The following is a 19,108-nucleotide window of genomic DNA, read 5'->3' as shown; positions in this document are numbered from 1 at the left end:
CCCCCGGTGACCCTGCCCATCGCACCCCCATCACTTCCTCTGAGCGACGAGGATCCGTTCTCGGCCGAACTGCTCGACGAGCCCGCGCCCTTTCACGAACGCCTCCGCGACGCAGGCGAAGTCGTCTTTCTCGAGCGCTACGGTGTCTACGCGATGGGTCGGTATGCGACGGTGCACGCTGCCCTCACCGACTGGCAACAGTTCATCTCGAGCGCCGGCGTCGGAGTGAGCAACTTCCGGAAGGAACAGCCCTGGCGTCCGCCGAGTTTGCTCCTCGAGGCCGACCCGCCAGCCCACAACGCACCTCGGGCGTCCCTCGCGAAGATTCTCAGTCCCCGCTCGTTGCGCGCCTATGTCCCGATCTGGGAGGCGGCGGCCGAGCGGCACGTCGAGGAGCTTCTCGCCGATGCCGTCGATGGTGTCCTCGAGATCGACGCAGTCCCCACGATCACGGAGGCCTTCCCGTTGCGCGTCTTCCCGGACGCTGTCGGCCTCGAACGCGATGGCCGCGAGCATCTGCTGCCCTATGGCGACTTCGTCTTCAACGCGTTCGGTCCGCACAACTTCCTCGTGGAGGCGGGCAGCGTCGGAGTCTCTGAGCACGCCGCGTGGATCGCTCGTCAATGCGAGCGCGATCGACTCGATCCGACCGGGATCGGCGCCTCCGTGTGGGCCGCCGCCGATCGCGGCGACATCACGGAGCAGCAGGCGCCGCTGATCATCCGGTCGATTCTGACGGCAGGCGTCGACACCACGATTCATGCCTTGAGCGCAGTTCTCCACGCCGTCGCCAATGCTCCGAACCAGTGGGCGGCGTTGCGGGCGGAACCCTCGCTCGCTCGTCGTGCGTTCGACGAGGCGATACGACTCGAGTCGCCGGTGCAGACGTTCTTCCGCACCGCGAACGGTGACGTTCGGATCGGCGGAACGGTGGTCCCCGACGGCCAGAAGATTCTCATGTTCCTCGGGTCGGCGAACCGGGACCCGCGCCACTGGGATCACCCGGACGACTTCGACCTCGGCCGCGACCCCTCCGGCCATGTCGGATTCGGGATGGGGATCCACCAGTGCGTCGGTCAGCATGTTGCGCGCCTGGAGGCGACTGCACTGCTGAAGGCCCTCGCTGCCCGTGTGCGGGCGATCGAGCCGGCGGGGCCTATCCGTCGGCACCTCAACAACACGTTGCACGCGACCGCGTCCCTGCCGCTGCGACTTGCTCTCGCGTGAACATCGGCCTGGCCTGGCCCATCGTCAGTCGGTTCCGTCGCTACGTCGAGGGATTGCCCGACGGCGGAGTCCAGGCTGTGGGGACTACCGTGCGCGCGGACGGGTTCGACTTCCCGTTCTCCCACCAGGATGAGACGACCATCGCCTACCGCGGCCGTGTCGACTTCACTGGCCACTCGGGGCTCCTTCACGTGTTCATCGAAGACCCGGAGATCACGCTCCACGACGGCGAAGCGCTTATCAGCATCGCCGACGATTTCGAGGAGCCCCGAGGGCGGATGAGCTTCGCGCGTGGCGCCTTCGTGCGGGAGGTCGTCGACGGGGTCGTCATCCTGGTGATCGCGGAGCCACGTCTGACCGATGAGTCATGCGATCTGTTCAACGGAGCGTACGCGTCGGGTGCCCTGATCGATCCGATCGTCGCGAGCTTCCCCGACGGCCGCCAGCCGGTCGCTGCCCGCTGACGTCAGCGCCGGCGCCGGCGAGGTATCCCCTCAGGCGTCGCGCGGGTACTGCTGGCGCGCAAGCTCGACGAGGCCCTGTGCTCGGGGTGAGAGCTTCGCGCCATGGGGCCACGCCAGGATGACCGGGCAGATGGGAAGCGGCGGGTCGACCTCGCGCTCGAGGATCGGGAGGCCCTCGTAACTCGCCTTGTTCGGCGGGCGCTGCACCAACACCGCGTACCCGATCCCACGCGCGACGATCGAACGCGTCAGTTCATAGGTGTGGGTGCGGTGACGGATATTCGGTTCGAGCCCGTGCTGTTCGAACGCGCTGATCGCGTAGGACGCGCTCGGTGCCTGGTCGAAAAGGACGAGGGGTTCGCGCGCAAGGTCGCTGAGCTTCACGGTGTCCTGGTCGGCGAGCGGGTGCCCTTCCCCGAACAGCGCGTAGCCGCGGGGCTCGTAGAGAACGATTGAGTCGAGGGGGACGGTGCGGTTCATGTCGTACATGACCGCCATGTCGAGCTCCCCCGCTGAGAGTGCCTGCTGAAGGCGGTCCTGCGGCGCCTCGACGAAGTCGACTTGCACCTTCGGGTGAAGTCGGGCGAAATCCTCGAGTAGTCGGGGGAGCACGGTCGGCGCGAGCGTCACGAAGCATCCGATGACGAGCGGCCCGACGAGGTCGCCACCGCGTCCGCGCGCCATGTAGGCGAGCTCGGACGCGTCGGCGAGCAGACGGCGCGCGCTCGCGAGGACCTGGGTTCCGGTCGGGGTGACGGTGACCCCTTGCGCTCGCCGTCTCACCAGCAACTCCGATCCGAGCACCCTCTCGAGTTCCGAGATCGATGCCGCGACCGCGGACGGTGACATGAACAGACTCTCGGCGGCTCCGCTGATCGTCCCGTGTTCGGCGACGGCGACGAAGTGCGTCAGCTGCCGAAGCGAGAAATCGCCCCCGGCGACCACGTCATCGAAGGTGTTCGCGGGTCCTGAGATCGTCATCGGTGCTCCTCGGGCGTCGTCGCTCGAACCACTGCGGAATCGTGGATATAGGTCGGATTGTTCTGTTTGACGGTGCTACCGGTCGAATTGAAGACTAAGCCATGGGCGGCCAACGTGGGCCGCGAAGGGAGCACCATGAACAGCCCGACCGACACCGCGATCGACTCCAACGTCGGCACCCTGGCTCCGCCCGACCCCTCGACGTCGGCGGCGGATATTCACGCCCGCGCCGAAGCGCTGATTCCGATCCTGCGCGAGAGGGCGGTCGAGGTCGACCGCGAACGGGCGATCTCCCGGGAAACGTACCGGCTCCTGCAGGAGGCGGGCCTGTTCCACGTCCTCAAGCCGAAGAAGTACGGCGGCCTCGAACTCACCGAGCACGACCACGCGAAGATCGCGATGACTCTCGCTCGCGGCTGCGCGTCGACCGCGTGGGTGTTCTCGATCCTCAGCTCGGACAACATGGCGATCCTCGCCTACCCCGAGGAGGTCCAGGACGAGATCTGGGGCGTCGACACCTATGCCACCCTCGCCGGAAACACGAATCTCAACCCGAAGGCGACGACCGTCAAGGTGCCGGGCGGCTACCGTCTCACCGGCAAGTGGGGCTTCTGCAGCGGCTCGGACTTCTCCGAATGGCTCATCTTCAATGCGCCCGTCGGCGACGACGGCGAGGGGCACATGTTCCTCGTCCCGCGCGAGGAAACCCGCACGATCGACGACTGGACGCCGACCGGACTCCGGGGCACCGGCAGCCGCACGATGTCCGTCGAGGACGTGTTCGTTCCGGACCACCGCATCCAGGCGACCGCCGACACCGTGTCGAAGATCGCCGAGCGGCGCGAGCTCCACCCGACGTTCCACGCGATGTGGGCGAATTGGCCGTCGCATTCGCGGTTCCCGTTCGCATCGGTCGGACTCGGTGCCGCGCTCGGGGCGGCGGAGCACTTCGCCGAGACGGCGGCGACCACCACGCGCGTCGCCAACGCGCTGGGCGGCACGATCAGCCTCACCGACCAGGACTACGTCGCGAGCGAGTTCACCGAAGCCGAAGGCGACCTGCAGATGGCGCGGCTGCTGATCGAGCGGCGCAGCTACGACGCGGGCCTGCGCTCGGCTCGTCACGAACTGCCGTCGGCGGACACGATCGCCCTGGAACAGCGTGACAACGCCCTCGTCGCGCGCGTCGCCCTGAGGTCGGTGTCGAAGATCTACTCGCTCGTCGGGGCCAAAGCCGGATTCCCCGAGCACCCGGTCTCTCGCGCGAAGCGCGACGTCGAGATGGTGTCCCACCACGTCACGGTCAACTGGCGGCAGGCGGCGGTCAAGTTCCTGGCGTCGGCGACCGGCAAATAGTCCCGAGCCGGGATCGCGACTTCTCGGTGGGCGATCCCACGGGCTCCGCTCCTGACCCACAGGTGCCGGGAGCGGAGCCCTTTCCCTTCTTCCAACTCGATCCATTCGAAAGAGAGACCGATATGAGCGTCTCGTCGCCCGCCCGCGCCGAGCAGTGGGTTCACCGCCACGCCGAACACCGCTTCGGGCAGCTGAGCTCCGAGGACTTCAAGGCGGCCTTCCGCTACTACCCGCTCGGGGTGTCGCTGATCACCGCCGACGCCGGCCGAGGACCCGTCGCGCTCACCGCGAGCTCGGTGTCGGCCGTCAACGACGACCCCGCGCTTCTGATGTTCTCGGCGTCGTCGAGGTCCTCGAGCTCGCCCACCCTTCGGGAAGCGGACACGATCGTCGTGCACCTTCTCGACGCCGACAGTCTCGACCTCGCGAAACTCGGATCGGCGCGCGGCGTCGACAGGTTCGCCGACCGGTCCCAGTGGGCGCGTCTCGTGACCGGCGAGCCGTACTTCCCGCGGGCGCGGTCGTGGATCCGCGCTCGCATCCTCAACCGCATGGATGCCGGCGGCTCGACGGTGATCGTCGCGCAGGGGATCCAGTCGAGCGTCAGCGCCGATGCTGCGGACGACCTGCCGTCCCGCGACGGCCTGGTCTATCTCAACCGCACGTGGCATCGCATCGGGGATCACTCCCGAGCGGAGTGACCATACCACCCGGCGGGGTCGTGGATTCCTCCGGGGGCAACAGAAACAATCACGCACACGGAAAGAGGCTCAATGATGAACTTCCGACACCACACCCGCACCGGAGGTGCCGTCGCTCTGCTCGCGGTGACCGCCCTGCTGATCTCGGGATGCTCCCGGGGCGACGCCGACGAAGGCGTCGAGAGCGCGACCAGCCCGGGCATCACCGACGACTCGGTGAGCATCGGGATCAGCGGTCCGCTCAGCGGGCCCGCGGCCGGGGTGGGCTCGTGCAGCATCGCCGGACTCTATGCCTACCTCGAGGCGAAGAACGCCGACGGAGGATTCGAGTTCGGTGATGGTCTGACCCGCACCGTCGAGCTCTCCTACCTCGACGACGCCTACGACCCGGCGAAGACGGTGAGCAACTTCAACCAGCTCGTCGGCGACGGCATCTTCGCCTACGTCGGCGCCCTCGGCACTCCGACCAACGCCGCGATCGTGCCCATCGCGAACAGCGAGGAGGTTCCGCAGGTTCTCCTGCAGACCGGAGCGAGCGCGTTCTCGTCCGACCAGGAGGCGAACCCCTGGACCTTCGGTCTGCTGCCGACCTACTACGACGAGGCCTTCACGTTCGGCGAGTTCCTGGTGGCGACCGGCGAGCAGATCACCGTTGCCATCCTGTCGCAGAACGACGACTACGGGCAGGACTACGCCGACGGCTTCACCGATGCGGTCGAGGGGAGCGACGTCACGATCCTCGACGCCACCACCTACGAACCGACCGACACCACGCTCGACAGCCAGGTCACGCAGCTCGCGGCGACGGATGCCGACATCCTGATCAGCGCGGTCTCCGTGACGCCTCTCCAGGTCGGCGTGCTGACCAAGGCCCAGTCGCTCGGCTGGCTCCCGCGGATCTTCCTGCCCTCGAACAGCGCTACCCCGGCGACCGTCGTCGAGCCCGGCAACGGCTCCGCCTATCCGGCGATCTACACGACCGCGATCTCGAAGGTGCCGGCGTCACCGGTCTTCGCGGAGGACGAGGACGTCATCGCCTACAACGCCGCATTCGACGAGTACGGGACGACGATCACGACGACCTTCACGCCGCAGTGCGCGTGGGGATGGGTCGCCGGGGCCGTGCTCGATCAGGCCTTCCAGGCGATGGAGGAGCCGAACCGTGATTCCTTCATGGCGGCGCTGAAGTCGATCGAGGATTACCAGGCCCCGCTTCTGCTCGACGGCGTCACGATCAACACGACCCGCGGTGACAAGCCGGCGATCGACGGCCTCGGCCTCGTGAAGTACAACGGCACGGGCTACGGTCCCACCGGCGAGTACTGAATGGCGACCGGCCCCGGTGATCCGTCGATCGCCGGGGCCGGCTCCCGTGTGTGCGCGGTCAGGCGGACGCGGTGCGGATGCGCACCTCGCGCTCCATCCGCTTCTCGTGCCGCGCGCGCCCCTTGATCGCCTCCGCCTCGCGGGTCTTCGGCGGTGCGTGCGTCACGAGGCCGTCGAGCAACCGGCGGGTCGCCTCCGCGATCTCGTCGATGGCACGATCGAACGCCGCGGTGTTCGCCCGCGACGGATGCGTCGACCCGCTGACCTTCCGCACGAACTGCAGCGCGGCTTCGCGCACCTCGTCGTCGGTCGTCGGTGGCTGGAAGTTGTGGAGCACGCGGATGTTGCGGCACATGCGGCGAGGATAGCTCGCCGCCTCCGAGCGCTCTAGAGACCCTGCGCCAGCCGGTAGTACGCCGCGTTCCAGCGCAGCTCGCGATCGAACTCGAGGGATGTCGTATTCTCGTCGATCACCAACAGCTCCACGCCCGACATCTTGGCGAAGTCGCGGAACACCTCGACCCCGACCTGCGTCGTCATGACGGTGTGGTGCGCGGCGCCGGCGTGCAGCCACGCCGTTGCCGAGGTGCGGAAGTCAGGGCGCGGCTTCCACACCGCGTGACCCACCGGCAGCTTCGGCATCGGCGCGGGCAGCGGCACGTTGTCGACGACGTTCGCGACGAGGCGGAAGCGCTCCCGCATGTCGCTGAGCGCGACGACGAGGGCTGGGCCCGGGTCGGCCGTGAAGACCAGCCGCACCGGGTCGTCCTTGCCGCCGATGCCGAGCGGGTGGATCTCGAGGCGCGGCTTCGCGGTGGTGAGCGACGGCGACACCTCGAGCATGTGGGCGCCGAGGATGACCTCGTTCCCGGGCTCCAGGTGGTAGGTGTAGTCCTCCATGAGGGAGGCGCCGCCCGGCAGGCCCGCGCCCATGACCGCGGCCGTGCGCACGAGCACGGCGGTCTTCCAGTCGCCTTCGGCGCCGAAGCCGTAGCCGTCGGCCATCAGGCGCTGCACGGCGAGCCCGGGCAACTGGCGCAGCTCGCCGAGGTCTTCGAAGGAGTCGGTGAAGGCCGTGAAGCCTCCGTCTTCGAGGAACCGGCGCAGCGCGGCCTCGATCCGTGCCGCGTCCCGCAGAGACGAGTGGCGCGCACCGTCGACGAGCAACGCGGGCACGACGTCGTAGGAGGAGAGGTACTCGGCGACGAGAGCATCCACCTCGCTGTCGGAGACGGCGGCCACGGCATCCACGAGCTCGTTCACCGGCCAGGTGTTGATCTGCACGCCGAGCCGGATCTCCGCCTCGGTCTTGTCGCCTTCGGTCACCGCGACGTAGCGCATGTTGTCGCCGAAACGGGCCACGCGCATGCCGCGGGTGGCGGCGCGGCCGGCGGCGGCCCGGCTCCACGTGCCCACGCGCGCGGTGACCGAAGGATCTGAGACATGCCCCACCACGGTCGTGCGCGGGATGCCGAGACGGGTCTCGATGTACCCGAACTCGCGGTCGCCGTGCGCGGCCTGGTTGAGGTTCATGAAGTCGAAGTCGATCTCGCCCCAGGGCAGGTCGACGTTCGCCTGCGTATGCAGGTGCAGCAGCGGCTTCGCGAGCGCGTCGAGCCCGGCGATCCACATCTTCGCGGGGCTGAAGGTGTGCATCCAGGCGATCACCCCGATGACGTCGTCGTCGGCGTTCGCGTCGAGCATCACCCGACGGATCGCGTCGCTGTCGGTGAGCACGGGCTTCCAGACGACGGTGACCGGGATGTCGGCCGACTCGGCGAGGCCCGTCGCGACGGCCTGCGACTGGGTCGCGACCTGGCGCAGGGTCTCCTCGCCATAGAGGCCCTGGCTGCCGGTGAGGAACCAGACGACCTTCGTGGAGAGGTCGGGGACGATGCTGCGGGACATGGCTTCTGCTTTCGGAAAGGACGGGGTCAGAGGGCGGCGACGGCGGCGAGCTCGACGGCGAGGCCGGCGCGGTAGCGATCGAGGTAGGCGGTGAAACCGGCGACGTCGTCGACGCCGGGCAGCACGGTGCGCGACCCGGTCGTGGTGAACACGCGGTCGCGGAGGTAAGCGGCGAGATCGGTTCCCGACCCGGAGGCGGTGAACGCGGCGAGCACCGCGACGCCCCAGGCTCCGCCCTCCGAGGCGCTCTCGGCGACCTCGACCGGCGCGTCGAGCGCCGCGGCGAGGAAGCGCTGCGCGACCCCCGCCGTGCGGAACATGCCGCCGTGCGCCGACATCCGATCGAGCGCGACGTTCTCGTCGGCGAGCACCCTCATACCGAGGGCGAGGGTGCCGAAGACGCCGTAGAGGTGGGCCCGCATCGCGTTCGCGAGCGTGAGCCGACTGTCGGGGGTGCGCACGAAGAGCGGACGCCCCTCGGGCAGCCCGGCGATCGGCTCGCCCGCGAGGTGGTTGTAGGCGAGCAGCCCGCCGGCATCCGGGGCGCCGTCGAGCGCTTCGCGGAACAGCACGTCGTAGGTCGCGTCGACATCGAGCGGCACGCCCGCGGCCTCGGCGAAGCGCTGGAACATGCCGACCCAGGCAGCGAGTTCGCTCGCGCCGTTGTTGCAGTGCACCATCGCGACCGGGTCGCCCGACGGCGTCGTCACGACGTCGAGTTCGTGGTGCACGTGCTGTAGGGGCCGCTCGAGCACGACCATCGCGAAGATGCTCGTGCCGGCGCTCACGTTGCCCGTCCGCGGGGCGACCGCGTTCGTGGCGACCATCCCGGTGCCCGCGTCACCCTCCGGCGGGCAGAACACCGCACCCGGCTTCAGCGTGCCGGAGGGGTCGAGCAGCGCGGCTCCCGCGACGGTCAGTTCGCCGGCCGGTTCTCCCGCGACGAGCACCTCCGGCAGCAGCGTCTTCAGCGGAGCGTGCAGCACAGCGAGACGGTCGTAGCGGGCGAGGAAGTCGGCGTCGTAGTCGGTGCCGTCGATCGGGAACATGCCCGAGGCATCCCCGATGCCGAGCACCCGGCGTCCGGTCAACCGCTCGTGCACGTACCCGGCGAGGGTGGTCACCGACGCGATCGACGAGACGTGCTGCTCGGCGTCGCGCGTCGCCTGGTGCAGGTGGGCGATCGACCAGCGCAACGGGATGTTGACGCCGAACAACCCGGTCAGCTCGGCCGCCGCCTCGCCGGTGCTGGTGTTGCGCCAGGTGCGGAACGGCACGAGCAGCTCACCGGCCGCGTCGAACGCGAGGTAGCCGTGCATCATCGCCGAGACGCCGATCGCCGCGAGCTCGGTCGGGGCCGCGCCGAGCTGCCGCACGAGATCGGCGTAGGCGGCCTGCAGCCCGGTCCAGACGTCGGCCAGGTCGTAGGTCCAGACCCCGCCGAGCAGCTGGTTCTCCCACTCGTACGACCCGGTCGCGAGCACCGCCGACGGGTCGTCGGCATCCACGAGGCAGGCCTTGATGCGGGTCGAGCCGAGTTCGATCCCGAGCGCCGCATTCATCGGCGGTCGTCCGTGGCCTGGCCGTACACGTGCTGGTAGCGCTGGTAGAGCGAGTCGATTCTGTCCTGCGGGATCGGGATGAGCGGGCCGGCTTCCCGTGCGAGGTGCACCGTGCGGGCGGCGTCCTCGCACATCACCGCGGCCTTCACGGCATCCCTCGCCGTCGTGCCGATCGTGAACGGGCCGTGGTTCTGCATCAGCACGGCCCGTGAGCGGTGGCCGCGCAGGGTCTCGACGATGCCGCGGCCGATCGAGTCGTCGCCGATGATCGCGAACGGTCCGATCGGGATGGGCCCGCCGAACTCGTCGGCCATCCCGGTGATGACGCAGGGGATCTCCTCCCCGCGCGCGGCCCAGGCGACCGCATAGGTGGAGTGCGTGTGCACGACGCCGCCCACCTCGGGCATCTGCCGGTAGACGTAGGCGTGCGCCGCGGTGTCGCTCGACGGGCTGCGCTCGCTGCCGAGCGAGCCGGGAACGACGCGGCCGTCGAGGTCGCAGAGGATCATGTTCTCGGGCGTCAGATCGTCGTAGGCGACGCCCGACGGCTTGATCACGAAGTAGTCGGTTCCGGGGACGCGGCCGGAGACGTTGCCGCCGGTCCAGACCACCAGCCCGTAGCGCACCAGCTCGCCGTGCAGGGCGGCGACCTCGGCGCGGACCGTCGCGATCGCGGCTTCGCTCTCAGCGGGCGGGGTCAACTGGCCCTCCGTCGGGTCAGCGCGCGCTGCAACAGCACGAAGGCGAGAAGAACGGCACCGGTGATGATCGTCAGGTACTCGGGGCTGATCCGACCGTCTTTGGTGATGATGAGTCGCAGCGCCGCGATCACGAACACGCCGCTGATCGAGCCGAGCACGTAGCCGTAGCCGCCGGTGAGCAGCGTTCCGCCGATGACCACGGCGGCGATGGCATCCAGCTCCCAGCCGATGCCGGTCACGTTCTGCGCCTTGCCGCTGACCTCGGCGGTGTAGACGATCGCGGCCAGACCCGCCAGGGCGCCCGAGATCACGTAGATCCCGACGCGCGACCGGGCGACGGAGAGGCCCATCAGCTGGGCCGACGACTCGTTGCCGCCGATCGCATAGACCGTGCGGCCGGTGCGGGTGCGGTGCATGAAGAAGACGCCGCCGATCACCACCAGCGCGGCGATGAGCAGCCCCGGCGTGACCGTGAAGTCGTTGACCTTGGGCCCGTCGATCAGCTTCCAGTCGGTGGCGAGCAGCAGGATCGGCGCCTCGTCACTCGTCACGACCGGGGTCGTCGACAGGATGGAGGCGAGCCCCCGGGCGAGGAACATCATCGCCAGCGTCGCGATGAACGGCTGCACGTTGAAGTACTGGATCATGACGCCCGAGATCAGCCCGAAGGCGGCGCCGAACACGATCATGAGCAGCATCGAGAGCCAACCGTCGACCCCGATGTTCATGAGCATCACGCCGGCGACCGACGTGAAGGCGACCACGGCGCCGACGGAGAGGTCGATGCCCCCGGAGATGATCACGATCGTCATCCCGACCGCGAGGATCACCGTCGGCGCGAAGCTCACCAGCAGGCTGGAGATCGTGCCCGCATGGAAGACGCGGCCGTAGGCGATCTCGGCGTAGCCGAGCATCCCGATGAGCAGCACCACGGAGGCGAGGGTGGGAACCAGCGACTGGTTGCGGCTCCATGCGCCGGCGAGGCGCTGGCTCAACGGCTCCCGCGACGTCTCGGCCGACGAGGTGGAGGTATTCGTCTTCGACGCGTTCACGCGACGGTCTCCTTCGAAGCATCGGGCGCCGGTTCGGTCGGCGCGGTCGCGGGGCCCCGTCGGAAACTCAGGCCCTTCGCCCTGCCGAAGGTGAAGGAGCGGATGCGCTCCGACTGGAGCAGCACGAGCGCGATGATCACGAGCGCCTTGAACGCCGGCGTCGCGGACGACGGAATCCCCAGGAAGAGCACCGTCTTGTTGAGGGTCGCGATGAGAAGAGCGCCGACGGTGGACCCGAGGATCGAGAACTTGCCGCCGGCGAGAGAGGTCCCGCCGATCACCACCGCGAGGATGGCGTCGAGTTCCATCAGGTTGCCGGTTCCGGAGACGCTGACCGTCATCACCTCGGAGACGCTGAACAGACCGCCGATGGCCGCCAGCGCCGCCGCCAGGATGTAGACACCGAACAGCAGGGGGCGGGGCCGGATGCCGGCGAGCCGGCTCGCCGTGGGGTTCACTCCGACCGACTCGATCATCAGGGCGAGCGCGGTGCGTCGCATCAGGAGGGCGATGACGACGACGATCGCGATCGCCAGCACGAAACTCGTCGGGAGCCCCAGGATCTGGCCGTTCGCCAGCTGCCGGAACGGCTCGTTCGACGCGTTGGTGTTCTGCCCGTCCGTGATCACGCGGGCGATTCCGCGCGCGGCCAGCATCATGATGAGGGTGCCGATGAACGGCTGGAGTCCGACGACGGCGACCAGGAATCCATTGACCGCTCCGAGCACGATCGCCAGCAGCACGGCGAGGCCGATCGCCGCGAACATCGCCCCGACGGAATCGGGCGCGTCGACGCCGGCGAGGGTCTGCATGGCTACGGCGCCGCCGACGGCCATCATCGAGCCGACCGACAGGTCGATCCCTTCGGTGGCGATGACGAAGGTCATCCCCAGCGCGATCATGATGATGGGCGCCGACACCCGGAGGATGTCGAGCACGTTGCCGGTGAGCAGCCCCGTCGTCGGGTTCACGCTGATCTCGAGGTAGGCGGGATTCTTGAGGGTGTTGATCAGCAGCAGCACCGCGATCCCGATGAGTGCCCAGAACCACGGGGTTCGGAGTGTGCGCGTGACGCGGCTCATGACGCGTTCCCTTCGTCTCGTGCGGCTCCGTCGCCGGCGACGTGCGCCAGGGCATCCGCGTGGGCTCCCGCCTCGGCTCCCGAGTCCGCGGCGATGACCGACACGATGCTCTCGGCGGTCACCTCCGGGCCGTTGACGACCTCGCCCACCTTCCGGTGGTCCTTGAGGATGACGATCCGCTCCGAGAGACGCACGACCTCTTCGAGTTCGGACGAGATGAACACGACACCCATCCCGCCGGCGGCGAGCTCCGCGACGGTCTCCTGGATGTCGGCCTTCGCGCCGACATCGATGCCGCGCGTCGGTTCGTCGAGCAGGAGCAGTTCGGGGTTGGTGGCGAGCCAGCGGCCCAGGAGGACCTTCTGCTGGTTGCCGCCCGACAGCAGTCGGATGGGGCGGTTCGGGTCGTTCGGGCGCACGTTGAAGCGCTCCATGTAGGTCGCGACGATCTGGTCGACCTGGCGGGCGGGCACCCGGCGGAACCACCCGCGACGGGCTTGGACGGCGAGGATGATGTTCTCGCGCACGCTGAGGTCGCCGACGATCCCGTCTTCACGCCGATTCTCGGTCGAGTAGGCGATGCGGTGCGCCAGTGCGGCGACGGGCGAGTTCAGCGACACCTTCTCGCCGTGCATCGTGACGACACCGGAGTCGGCCTTGTCGGCGCCGGCGATGAGCCGCGCGAGCTCCGTGCGGCCGGCGCCGAGGAGCCCGGCGAAGCCGACGACCTCGCCGCGATGGATCTCGACATCGGTGGGGTGGAGGGCACCCGCTCGCCCCAGGCCTTCGGCGGCGAGAAGAGGGGTCTCGGTGCGGTCGCGCACCTCGGTCTGACGGTTGGAGCCGAGAGCGCGAAGCGTCTCGAAGTCTTTGCCGATCATCAGCGAGATCAGCTGGGTGCGGTCGAGGTCGCGCTTGAGGTACTCGCCGACGAACCGGCCGTTGCGCAGCACCGTGATGCGGTCGCTGATCGCGTACACCTGATCGAGGAAGTGCGAGACGAAGAGGATGGCGACGCCCTGGTCGCGGAGTTTCCGGATGACGCCGAACAGCACCTCGACCTCGTTCGCGTCGAGGCTCGACGTCGGCTCGTCGAGGATGAGCACCTTCGACTGCGTGACCATGGCGCGGCTGATGGCCACCAGTTGCTGCACGGCGATCGAGAGGGAGGAGAGGGGCGCGCGCGGGTCGAGGTGACCGAGACCCAGGCCGACGAGCGACTCATGAGCGAGCGCATGGGTCTTGCGCCAATTGACGCCGAGGGGGCCGCGGGCCTCGTGGCCGAGCATCACGTTCTCACCGATCGTGAGGTTGGTGCACAGGTTCACCTCCTGGTACACGGTGGAGATGCCGGCGGCCTGCGCGGAGGCGGTGCCGGCGAAGCGCCGCGCCTGTCCGGCGACGATGATCTCGCCGGAGTCGATCTGGTACACGCCGGTCAGCGCTTTGATCAGCGTGGACTTGCCGGCGCCGTTCTCGCCCATGAGGCTGTGGACTTCGCCCGGGATGAGGCGGAAGCTCACCTCGTCGAGGGCTTTCACGCCGGGGAAGCTGATGGATGCCTCGCGAACTTCGACGATTGCGAGCGATTCCGTCATCGTTGATCGATCCCTTGCTGCCTAGATGACTCTGCTGGGTGGACATCCGAACGGGGGCCGCCGAAAGTGAGCGGCCCCCGCGCGGATGTCTCGTGGCGGTTCCGAGTCGGTTAGAAGCCCTTGCCGGCGTCCAGCGCGGCCTGGCCGGCCTCGGCCGAGTCGAAGTTCTCGCCCGGGACGATGATCGTCTTGTCGACGCTCTCGCCCGCGAGGGCCTTCTTCACGGCATCGACGGCGAGGTCGCCGAAGAACGGGTTGTACTGAGCGACGAAGCTCAGCTGACCGGCGGCGAGCGCCTCGAGGGCCGGCGTGGTGCCGTCGATCGTGGCGATCTTGACGTCGGTGCCCGGCGTCAGACCGGCAGCCGTCACGGCCGCAGCCGCGCCGATGCCCATCTCATCGTTCTGCGCGAAGATGAACTGCAGGCCCGGGTTCTCCTTCAGAACGGTCTCGATGACCGACTTGCCCTCGTCAGCGGTCCAGTTGGCGGTCTGGGCGCCGATCTTGTCCCAGCCGTCCTTGCCGGCGATGGCGGCGTCGAAGCCCTCGTTGCGCTCGTTCACGACGGAGAGGCCGGGGACGCCCTCGAGCACGTAGTAGCTCGCGCCGTCGGGGTACACGCTCGTCGCCCAGTTGCCGACCTCTTCGGCGACCTTGACGTTGTCGGGCGCGATGCGCGTCACGTAGAGGTCGTCGCTGGCGTCGACGCCGCGGTCGAGAAGGATGACCGGGATCTCGGCCTCCTGCGCGAGCTCGAGCGAGTCCTCCCAGCCGGACGCCTCGGTGGCCGTCAGCAGGATGACGTCGACCTCGTCGTTGACGAACGTCGCGAAGGCGTCGATCTGCGACTTCTGGTCGGTCGGGTTGGCCGCGGGGGCGTACTTGAGGTCGAAGCCGGCCTCCTCGCTGAAGGCGTCCTGGATCGCCTGCTCGTTGGCGTCGCGCCATCCGCCTTCAGGCCCGACGGCGACGAAGCCGACAGTGATCAGGTCGCCTTCACCGGATTCGGTGCCCGTGCTGCATCCGGCCAGTCCGAGCGCGATCGCTCCCGCTCCGATGAAACCGAGAATGCGCAGCGTCCGCTTGTTGTGTGTCATGTGATCTCCTCGTTGAGACTCGTCGACGCGATTGTCGAAGAGGGTTCGGTGCTTTGTGCGACACCCTGGGGTGTGGACACATTGTGCGCGCTAACAATGCGATTGCGCAACTCGATCTTCGGCGTTCGTTACCGCTTTGTTACCGCCAACATCCCCGTTCCCGCCTGAACCGCCGTCGGTCATCCCCGCGGGACTGCGGTGGAGGAGCGCACGACCAGCGACGGGGCGATCACGTCGTGGGTCGCGCCCTCATCCCCTTCGATGGCGGCGACGAGCAACTGCAGGGCGAGCGATCCGAGAGCCGCGAAGTCTTGCCGCACCGTCGTGAGCGGCGGGAGGAAGTGACGGGCGTCGGGGAGGTCGTCGAACCCGACGACGCTGATGTCGTCGGGAACCGAGATGCCTCGCGTCGCCAGGCCGTGGATCAGCCCGAGTGCCATCTGGTCGTTCGCGGCGAAGACGGCCGTCAGATCGCCCACCTCGAGGGTGCGCCCCATCTCGTATCCGAAGTCGGAGGTCCAGTCGCCGACATGGAGGGCTGCCACCTGCAGACCCTCGGCCGTCAGAGCGTCGCGCCAGCCCTGCTCGCGCGCGCGGGCGTCGTACCAGTCGGAGGGTCCGGCGAGATGCGCGATGGAGCGATGACCGAGGTCGATGAGATGCCGGGTCGCGAGGCTCGCCCCTCCATGCTGATCGACGGCCGCGGTGTGCCAGGTCGCATCCGGGTCCGACTTGATGACGATCGTGGGAAGGCCCGTGCTCTGCTGGCGTAGCGCGTGCAACGACGACGCGCGAGGCGCGATGACGCACAGCGCGTCGACCCCCTGAGTCACCAGGTCGACGACGCCGGAGTCCACCTGCGACGCGCTGTCGTCATCCGAGATCGAGAACGCGCTGATCGCGTAGCCGAAGCCGCGTGCCGCGCTCTCGAGGGCGCGCAGCGTGCTGTTCGGCCCGAACTGCGGCGCGCTGTCCACCAGGACCCCGATGCGCATCGCGCGGCGGGTCGCCAGGGCGCGAGCGATCGAGCTGCGCGTGTAGTTCATCTCGTCGATCGCGCGGAGCACGCGTTCGCGCGTCGTGTCGCGGATGTTGGGGTGGTCGTTGAGCACCCGCGAAACCGTCATGTGCGACACGCCGGCTTCGCGCGCGACGTCGTAGATGCTGGGGCGCTGCCACCCCCGTGCTGCGTGATCGGACATCGTGGTGCACCTCGTGGAGTCGCGTACGTCGCTTCGAGTGTGATCGTATCGAGCCGCGCGGTCGAGAGTCGGCGGGGATCGTCAGACGGGGCGTCTGTCGCGTGCCGCCGTAGGATCGGCCCATGAGCGCACAGGGCACGCCCTCGATCCCCGCCGGCTGGTACCCGGACCCGCAGAACCCGGCGCAGCAGCGCTACTGGGACGGCGTGGCCTGGACCGAGCTACTCCACCAGCCCGGTCAGCCGTACCCGGCCGCTCCCGAGCTGAAGGCCCCCGCCGGCACCGACTGGAACACGCCGTGGATCTGGCTCATCGTCGTGCTCCCGCTGCTGCCGACGCTCCTGCTGCTCTTCGTGCCGTGGGGCTCGTTGTTCGACATCGACGTGTCGGCGGCCGACCCGTACTCGGGGATGTCGGGAACCATGAGTCTCTTGCTCTCCCCGTTCTACTGGGGCGCGATCGTTCTGAGCTACGTCGTCTACGGGCTCGGCGTGTTCTTCGCCTACCGCGACGCCAAGGAGCTCGCCTCCCGCGGAGTGCCGAGGCCGTTCCACTGGGCCTTCGCGTTCATCAGCGGGCTCGTGTACACGATCGGCCGCTCGGTCGTCGTGCACCGCCGAACCGGCAACGGGCACCAGCCGATCTGGGCCGAAGTCGCGGTGTTCGTCATCTCGATCGGCATCTCGATCTGGATCGTCGTCGTGATCTTCGCGGGGATGAACGACTTCCTCGTCACCAACATCCCGCGGTAGTCGGCCGTGGCGGCGACCTCATCGCCCGGGGTGACCGAGCACCTGGTCCGGCGCGGCGCGTGACGCCGTCCTCCTAGGAGCCGGCCGAGGCCCGCAGCCGCGTCCGCGCCCCGTGCTCGACGAGCCGCGGGACGTAGTCGCGGATGGGGTTGCCGTCGAGCAGGGCGACCTGCTCGGCGACGATGACCTCGATCTCCTGCGTGGAGAACGCGGGGAACCTCTGCTCCAGCTGCTCGACCACCTGCGCGATCTGCTGCTGCTCGTCGGGACCGTTCATGGGGCGAGAGTGCTCCCGCCGCCTGAAAGCGGGCTGGATGCCGGATCGAAGCGCACAATGAGCGCATGACCTCTCTCGACGTCGGCTCGCGGGCGCACCGTCTGCGCTGGCTCGGCCTGCTCACGATCAGCCTCGCGGTGTCGCTGATCATCGTCGACTCGACCATCGTGAACGTCGCGATCCCGTCGATCGTCGACGATCTCGCGATCACCTCCACCCAGGTGCAATGGGTGCAGGAGAGCTACACGCTGGTGTTCGCGGCGCTCCTGCTGACCTTCGGCACCCTCGCCGACCGGGTCGGCCGCAAGCGACTGCTCATCATCGGGGTCGCGATCTTCGTGATCGCGAGCGTCGTCGCCGCCCTCGCCGGGTCGGGAGAGGCGCTCATCGCGTCCCGGGTCGTGCAGGGCGTCGGCGGGGCGATCATCCTCCCGACTACCCTCTCGGTGCTCAACGCCACCTTCACCGGGAAGGAGCGCGGGATCGCGTTCGCGGTGTGGGGGTCGACGATCGGCGGGATGGCGGCGGTCGGTCCGTTGCTCGGCGGCTGGCTGACCGAGTACTTCTCCTGGCGCTGGGCGTTCGGGATCAACCTGCCGCTCGGCCTCCTGATCCTCGTCGGCATCGCGCTCGTCGTGCTCGAGTCCCGCGCGGAGCAGCCGGATCCGCTCGACCCGGTCGGCGCCCTGCTGTCCATCGTCGTGTTCGGCTCCCTCGTCTTCGGGCTGATCGAGGGCCGCACGTTCGGCTGGTGGCTGAGCGACAGCCCGCCGGACTTCTGGACCTTCGAGGTGTCGCCGATCCCGTTCGTGTTCGCGATCACCGTCGTCGCGTTGGTGGGGTTCATCGCCTGGGGCGCAGCTCGCCGCCGCCGCGGGCTGCCCAGCATGGTGGCGCCCGACCTGTTCGCGATCCCGTCGTTCCGCGGCGGCAACATCGTCGCGCTCATCGTCGCGCTCGGCGAGTTCGGCATCATCCTGTCGCTCCCGCTGTGGCTGCAGAACGCGCTCGGCTACGGGGCCCTCGGCACCGGTCAGGTGCTGCTGGCCCTCGCGGTCGGCGCCTTCCTCGCCTCCGGGCTCGTCGGGGGGTTCGGGTCGCGGGTCCCCGCCGTCTGGGTGGTGCGTCTCGGCATCGCCCTGGAGATCGTCGGACTCGTCATCGTCGGCTCCGTCATCGCCGTCGACACCCCGTGGTGGGCGGTCTGCGGCGGGCTCCTCGTCTACGGGCTCGGAGTGGGGTTCGCCACCGCCCAGCTGACGGGTCTCATCCTCGTCGACGTGCCGGTGGCGCGCAGCGGGGCGGCGTCGGGGACGCAGAGCACCGCCCGGCAGGTGGGCTCGGCCCTCGGCATCGCGATCCTCGGCACCGTGCTGTTCACCGCGCTCGGCAGCCACCTCGCCGACAAGCTGCCCGACAGCATCCCGGAGGCGACCCGCGAGCAGATCGTGGATGCCGTGGTCGGCAGCGCGGGCTCGGCGATCCCCGGCCTGGAGGAGCAGTCGCCCGAGGCGGCGCACGCGGCGCGGGAGGCGTTCAGCGACGCGACGAGGCTCTCCGCGTTCACGGCGGCCGGCTTCCTCGCGGTCGGGCTCGCGGCGACCGTCCCGCTCGGACGCCGCTCCCGCCGCCCGGAATGAACGTCGGTGGCGGCGCCTATCGTGAAAACACGCGCGACACGCCGAAATCACTACATGTGGGGGAATGACATCCGTGTCATTCCGGTTATATAGTGATGACTCACGCGCCGGTCACCGACCGCGCGGGGGACACAATGACTTCGAGGAGGATCCCATGAACGACGTCGACACCGTGGGCGGCT

17 protein-coding genes and 2 pseudogenes are annotated in these 19,108 nt (G+C 68.8%); 8 read left to right on the top strand and 11 right to left on the bottom strand.

Annotated features, from left to right (window positions below; all coding sequences use genetic code 11):
- Positions 1-6 precede the first annotated feature (6 nt).
- The gene (locus ACILQS_RS03230; protein ID WP_395638660.1) at positions 7-1,227 is read left to right on the top strand and encodes a cytochrome P450; all 1,221 of its coding nucleotides are present in this window, start codon (positions 7-9) and stop codon (positions 1,225-1,227) included.
- The gene (locus tag ACILQS_RS03225; RefSeq protein ID WP_395638659.1) at positions 1,224-1,691 is read left to right on the top strand and encodes an HtaA domain-containing protein; all 468 of its coding nucleotides are present in this window, start codon (positions 1,224-1,226) and stop codon (positions 1,689-1,691) included. The genes ACILQS_RS03230 and ACILQS_RS03225 overlap by 4 nt, the downstream gene beginning before the upstream one ends.
- 30 nt (positions 1,692-1,721) lie before the next feature.
- Here the strand turns inward: ACILQS_RS03225 and ACILQS_RS03220 are convergent, their stop codons facing one another.
- Positions 1,722-2,672, bottom strand: coding sequence for a LysR family transcriptional regulator (locus ACILQS_RS03220; protein ID WP_395638658.1), 951 nt, complete (start codon positions 2,670-2,672; stop codon positions 1,722-1,724).
- Positions 2,673-2,807: 135 nt separating this feature from the next.
- Between ACILQS_RS03220 and ACILQS_RS03215 the strand changes: the two are divergent.
- The 4 genes and pseudogenes from ACILQS_RS03215 to ACILQS_RS03200 all read left to right on the top strand — a co-directional run.
- Positions 2,808-3,164 (top strand): annotated as a pseudogene (locus tag ACILQS_RS03215) (acyl-CoA dehydrogenase family protein); the annotation flags it as partial.
- Between the two features lie 471 nt (positions 3,165-3,635).
- Positions 3,636-4,028, top strand: a pseudogene (locus tag ACILQS_RS03210) (hypothetical protein); the annotation flags it as partial.
- Between the two features lie 122 nt (positions 4,029-4,150).
- Complete coding sequence (locus ACILQS_RS03205) at positions 4,151-4,729, top strand: flavin reductase family protein (protein WP_395638657.1); 579 nt, start codon at positions 4,151-4,153, stop codon at positions 4,727-4,729.
- A gap of 75 nt (positions 4,730-4,804) precedes the next feature.
- Positions 4,805-6,055, top strand: coding sequence for an ABC transporter substrate-binding protein (locus ACILQS_RS03200; protein ID WP_395638656.1), 1,251 nt, complete (start codon positions 4,805-4,807; stop codon positions 6,053-6,055).
- A gap of 58 nt (positions 6,056-6,113) precedes the next feature.
- Here the strand turns inward: ACILQS_RS03200 and ACILQS_RS03195 are convergent, their stop codons facing one another.
- The 9 genes from ACILQS_RS03195 to ACILQS_RS03155 all read right to left on the bottom strand — a co-directional run bounded on the left by ACILQS_RS03195 (position 6,114) and on the right by ACILQS_RS03155 (position 16,257).
- On the bottom strand, positions 6,114-6,410 hold the full coding sequence (locus ACILQS_RS03195) for a DUF2277 domain-containing protein (RefSeq protein WP_395638655.1): 297 nt from the start codon (positions 6,408-6,410) through the stop codon (positions 6,114-6,116).
- Positions 6,411-6,442: 32 nt separating this feature from the next.
- The gene (araA, locus tag ACILQS_RS03190; RefSeq protein ID WP_395638654.1) at positions 6,443-7,963 is read right to left on the bottom strand and encodes an L-arabinose isomerase; all 1,521 of its coding nucleotides are present in this window, start codon (positions 7,961-7,963) and stop codon (positions 6,443-6,445) included.
- A gap of 26 nt (positions 7,964-7,989) precedes the next feature.
- Entirely contained in the window at positions 7,990-9,525 is a 1,536-nt protein-coding gene (locus ACILQS_RS03185; RefSeq protein ID WP_395638653.1) for a xylulokinase, read from the bottom strand.
- Entirely contained in the window at positions 9,522-10,226 is a 705-nt protein-coding gene (locus tag ACILQS_RS03180; protein WP_395638652.1) for an L-ribulose-5-phosphate 4-epimerase, read from the bottom strand. Before ACILQS_RS03180 ends, ACILQS_RS03185 begins: the two co-directional genes overlap by 4 nt.
- Positions 10,223-11,278, bottom strand: coding sequence for an ABC transporter permease (locus ACILQS_RS03175; RefSeq protein WP_395638651.1), 1,056 nt, complete (start codon positions 11,276-11,278; stop codon positions 10,223-10,225). Before ACILQS_RS03175 ends, ACILQS_RS03180 begins: the two co-directional genes overlap by 4 nt.
- On the bottom strand, positions 11,275-12,360 hold the full coding sequence (locus ACILQS_RS03170; protein WP_395638650.1) for an ABC transporter permease: 1,086 nt from the start codon (positions 12,358-12,360) through the stop codon (positions 11,275-11,277). The genes ACILQS_RS03175 and ACILQS_RS03170 overlap by 4 nt, the downstream gene beginning before the upstream one ends.
- Complete coding sequence (locus tag ACILQS_RS03165) at positions 12,357-13,958, bottom strand: sugar ABC transporter ATP-binding protein (RefSeq protein ID WP_395638649.1); 1,602 nt, start codon at positions 13,956-13,958, stop codon at positions 12,357-12,359. Before ACILQS_RS03165 ends, ACILQS_RS03170 begins: the two co-directional genes overlap by 4 nt.
- Before the next feature lie 110 nt (positions 13,959-14,068).
- Complete coding sequence (locus ACILQS_RS03160) at positions 14,069-15,055, bottom strand: substrate-binding domain-containing protein (RefSeq protein WP_395638648.1); 987 nt, start codon at positions 15,053-15,055, stop codon at positions 14,069-14,071.
- Between the two features lie 179 nt (positions 15,056-15,234).
- Positions 15,235-16,257 carry a LacI family DNA-binding transcriptional regulator gene (locus ACILQS_RS03155; RefSeq protein ID WP_395638647.1) on the bottom strand — a complete coding sequence of 341 codons (1,023 nt, stop codon included), beginning with the start codon at positions 16,255-16,257 and terminating at the stop codon, positions 15,235-15,237.
- A 122-nt stretch (positions 16,258-16,379) separates the two neighbouring features.
- Between ACILQS_RS03155 and ACILQS_RS03150 the strand changes: the two genes are divergently transcribed.
- A complete protein-coding gene (locus tag ACILQS_RS03150) occupies positions 16,380-17,009 on the top strand; it encodes a DUF2510 domain-containing protein (protein ID WP_395638646.1) in 630 nt (209 codons plus the stop codon).
- Between the two features lie 73 nt (positions 17,010-17,082).
- Here ACILQS_RS03150 and ACILQS_RS03145 read toward each other — a convergent pair whose 3' ends face one another.
- A complete protein-coding gene (locus ACILQS_RS03145; RefSeq protein WP_395638645.1) occupies positions 17,083-17,286 on the bottom strand; it encodes a three-helix bundle dimerization domain-containing protein in 204 nt (67 codons plus the stop codon).
- Positions 17,287-17,351: 65 nt separating this feature from the next.
- Between ACILQS_RS03145 and ACILQS_RS03140 the strand changes: the two genes are divergently transcribed.
- Positions 17,352-18,926, top strand: coding sequence for an MFS transporter (locus ACILQS_RS03140; protein ID WP_395638644.1), 1,575 nt, complete (start codon positions 17,352-17,354; stop codon positions 18,924-18,926).
- Positions 18,927-19,108 lie beyond the last annotated feature (182 nt).

The organism is Pseudolysinimonas sp. (genome assembly GCF_044239695.1).
In the GTDB taxonomy this organism is placed as follows: Bacteria; Actinomycetota; Actinomycetes; order Actinomycetales; family Microbacteriaceae; genus Pseudolysinimonas_A.
This window is presented reverse-complemented; position numbering and strand designations above follow the sequence as displayed.

Coding starts and splice junctions, on each gene's coding strand:
- ACILQS_RS03200 (WP_395638656.1), top strand. CDS start 4,805: ATGAACTTCCGACACCACACCCGCACCGGAGGTGCCGTCGCTCTGCTC.
- ACILQS_RS03195 (WP_395638655.1), bottom strand. CDS start 6,410: ATGTGCCGCAACATCCGCGTGCTCCACAACTTCCAGCCACCGACGACC.
- ACILQS_RS03160 (WP_395638648.1), bottom strand. CDS start 15,055: ATGACACACAACAAGCGGACGCTGCGCATTCTCGGTTTCATCGGAGCG.
- araA (WP_395638654.1), bottom strand. CDS start 7,963: ATGTCCCGCAGCATCGTCCCCGACCTCTCCACGAAGGTCGTCTGGTTC.
- ACILQS_RS03140 (WP_395638644.1), top strand. CDS start 17,352: ATGACCTCTCTCGACGTCGGCTCGCGGGCGCACCGTCTGCGCTGGCTC.
- ACILQS_RS03155 (WP_395638647.1), bottom strand. CDS start 16,257: ATGTCCGATCACGCAGCACGGGGGTGGCAGCGCCCCAGCATCTACGAC.
- ACILQS_RS03220 (WP_395638658.1), bottom strand. CDS start 2,672: ATGACGATCTCAGGACCCGCGAACACCTTCGATGACGTGGTCGCCGGG.
- ACILQS_RS03170 (WP_395638650.1), bottom strand. CDS start 12,360: ATGAGCCGCGTCACGCGCACACTCCGAACCCCGTGGTTCTGGGCACTC.
- ACILQS_RS03185 (WP_395638653.1), bottom strand. CDS start 9,525: ATGAATGCGGCGCTCGGGATCGAACTCGGCTCGACCCGCATCAAGGCC.
- ACILQS_RS03165 (WP_395638649.1), bottom strand. CDS start 13,958: ATGACGGAATCGCTCGCAATCGTCGAAGTTCGCGAGGCATCCATCAGC.
- ACILQS_RS03205 (WP_395638657.1), top strand. CDS start 4,151: ATGAGCGTCTCGTCGCCCGCCCGCGCCGAGCAGTGGGTTCACCGCCAC.
- ACILQS_RS03145 (WP_395638645.1), bottom strand. CDS start 17,286: ATGAACGGTCCCGACGAGCAGCAGCAGATCGCGCAGGTGGTCGAGCAG.
- ACILQS_RS03150 (WP_395638646.1), top strand. CDS start 16,380: ATGAGCGCACAGGGCACGCCCTCGATCCCCGCCGGCTGGTACCCGGAC.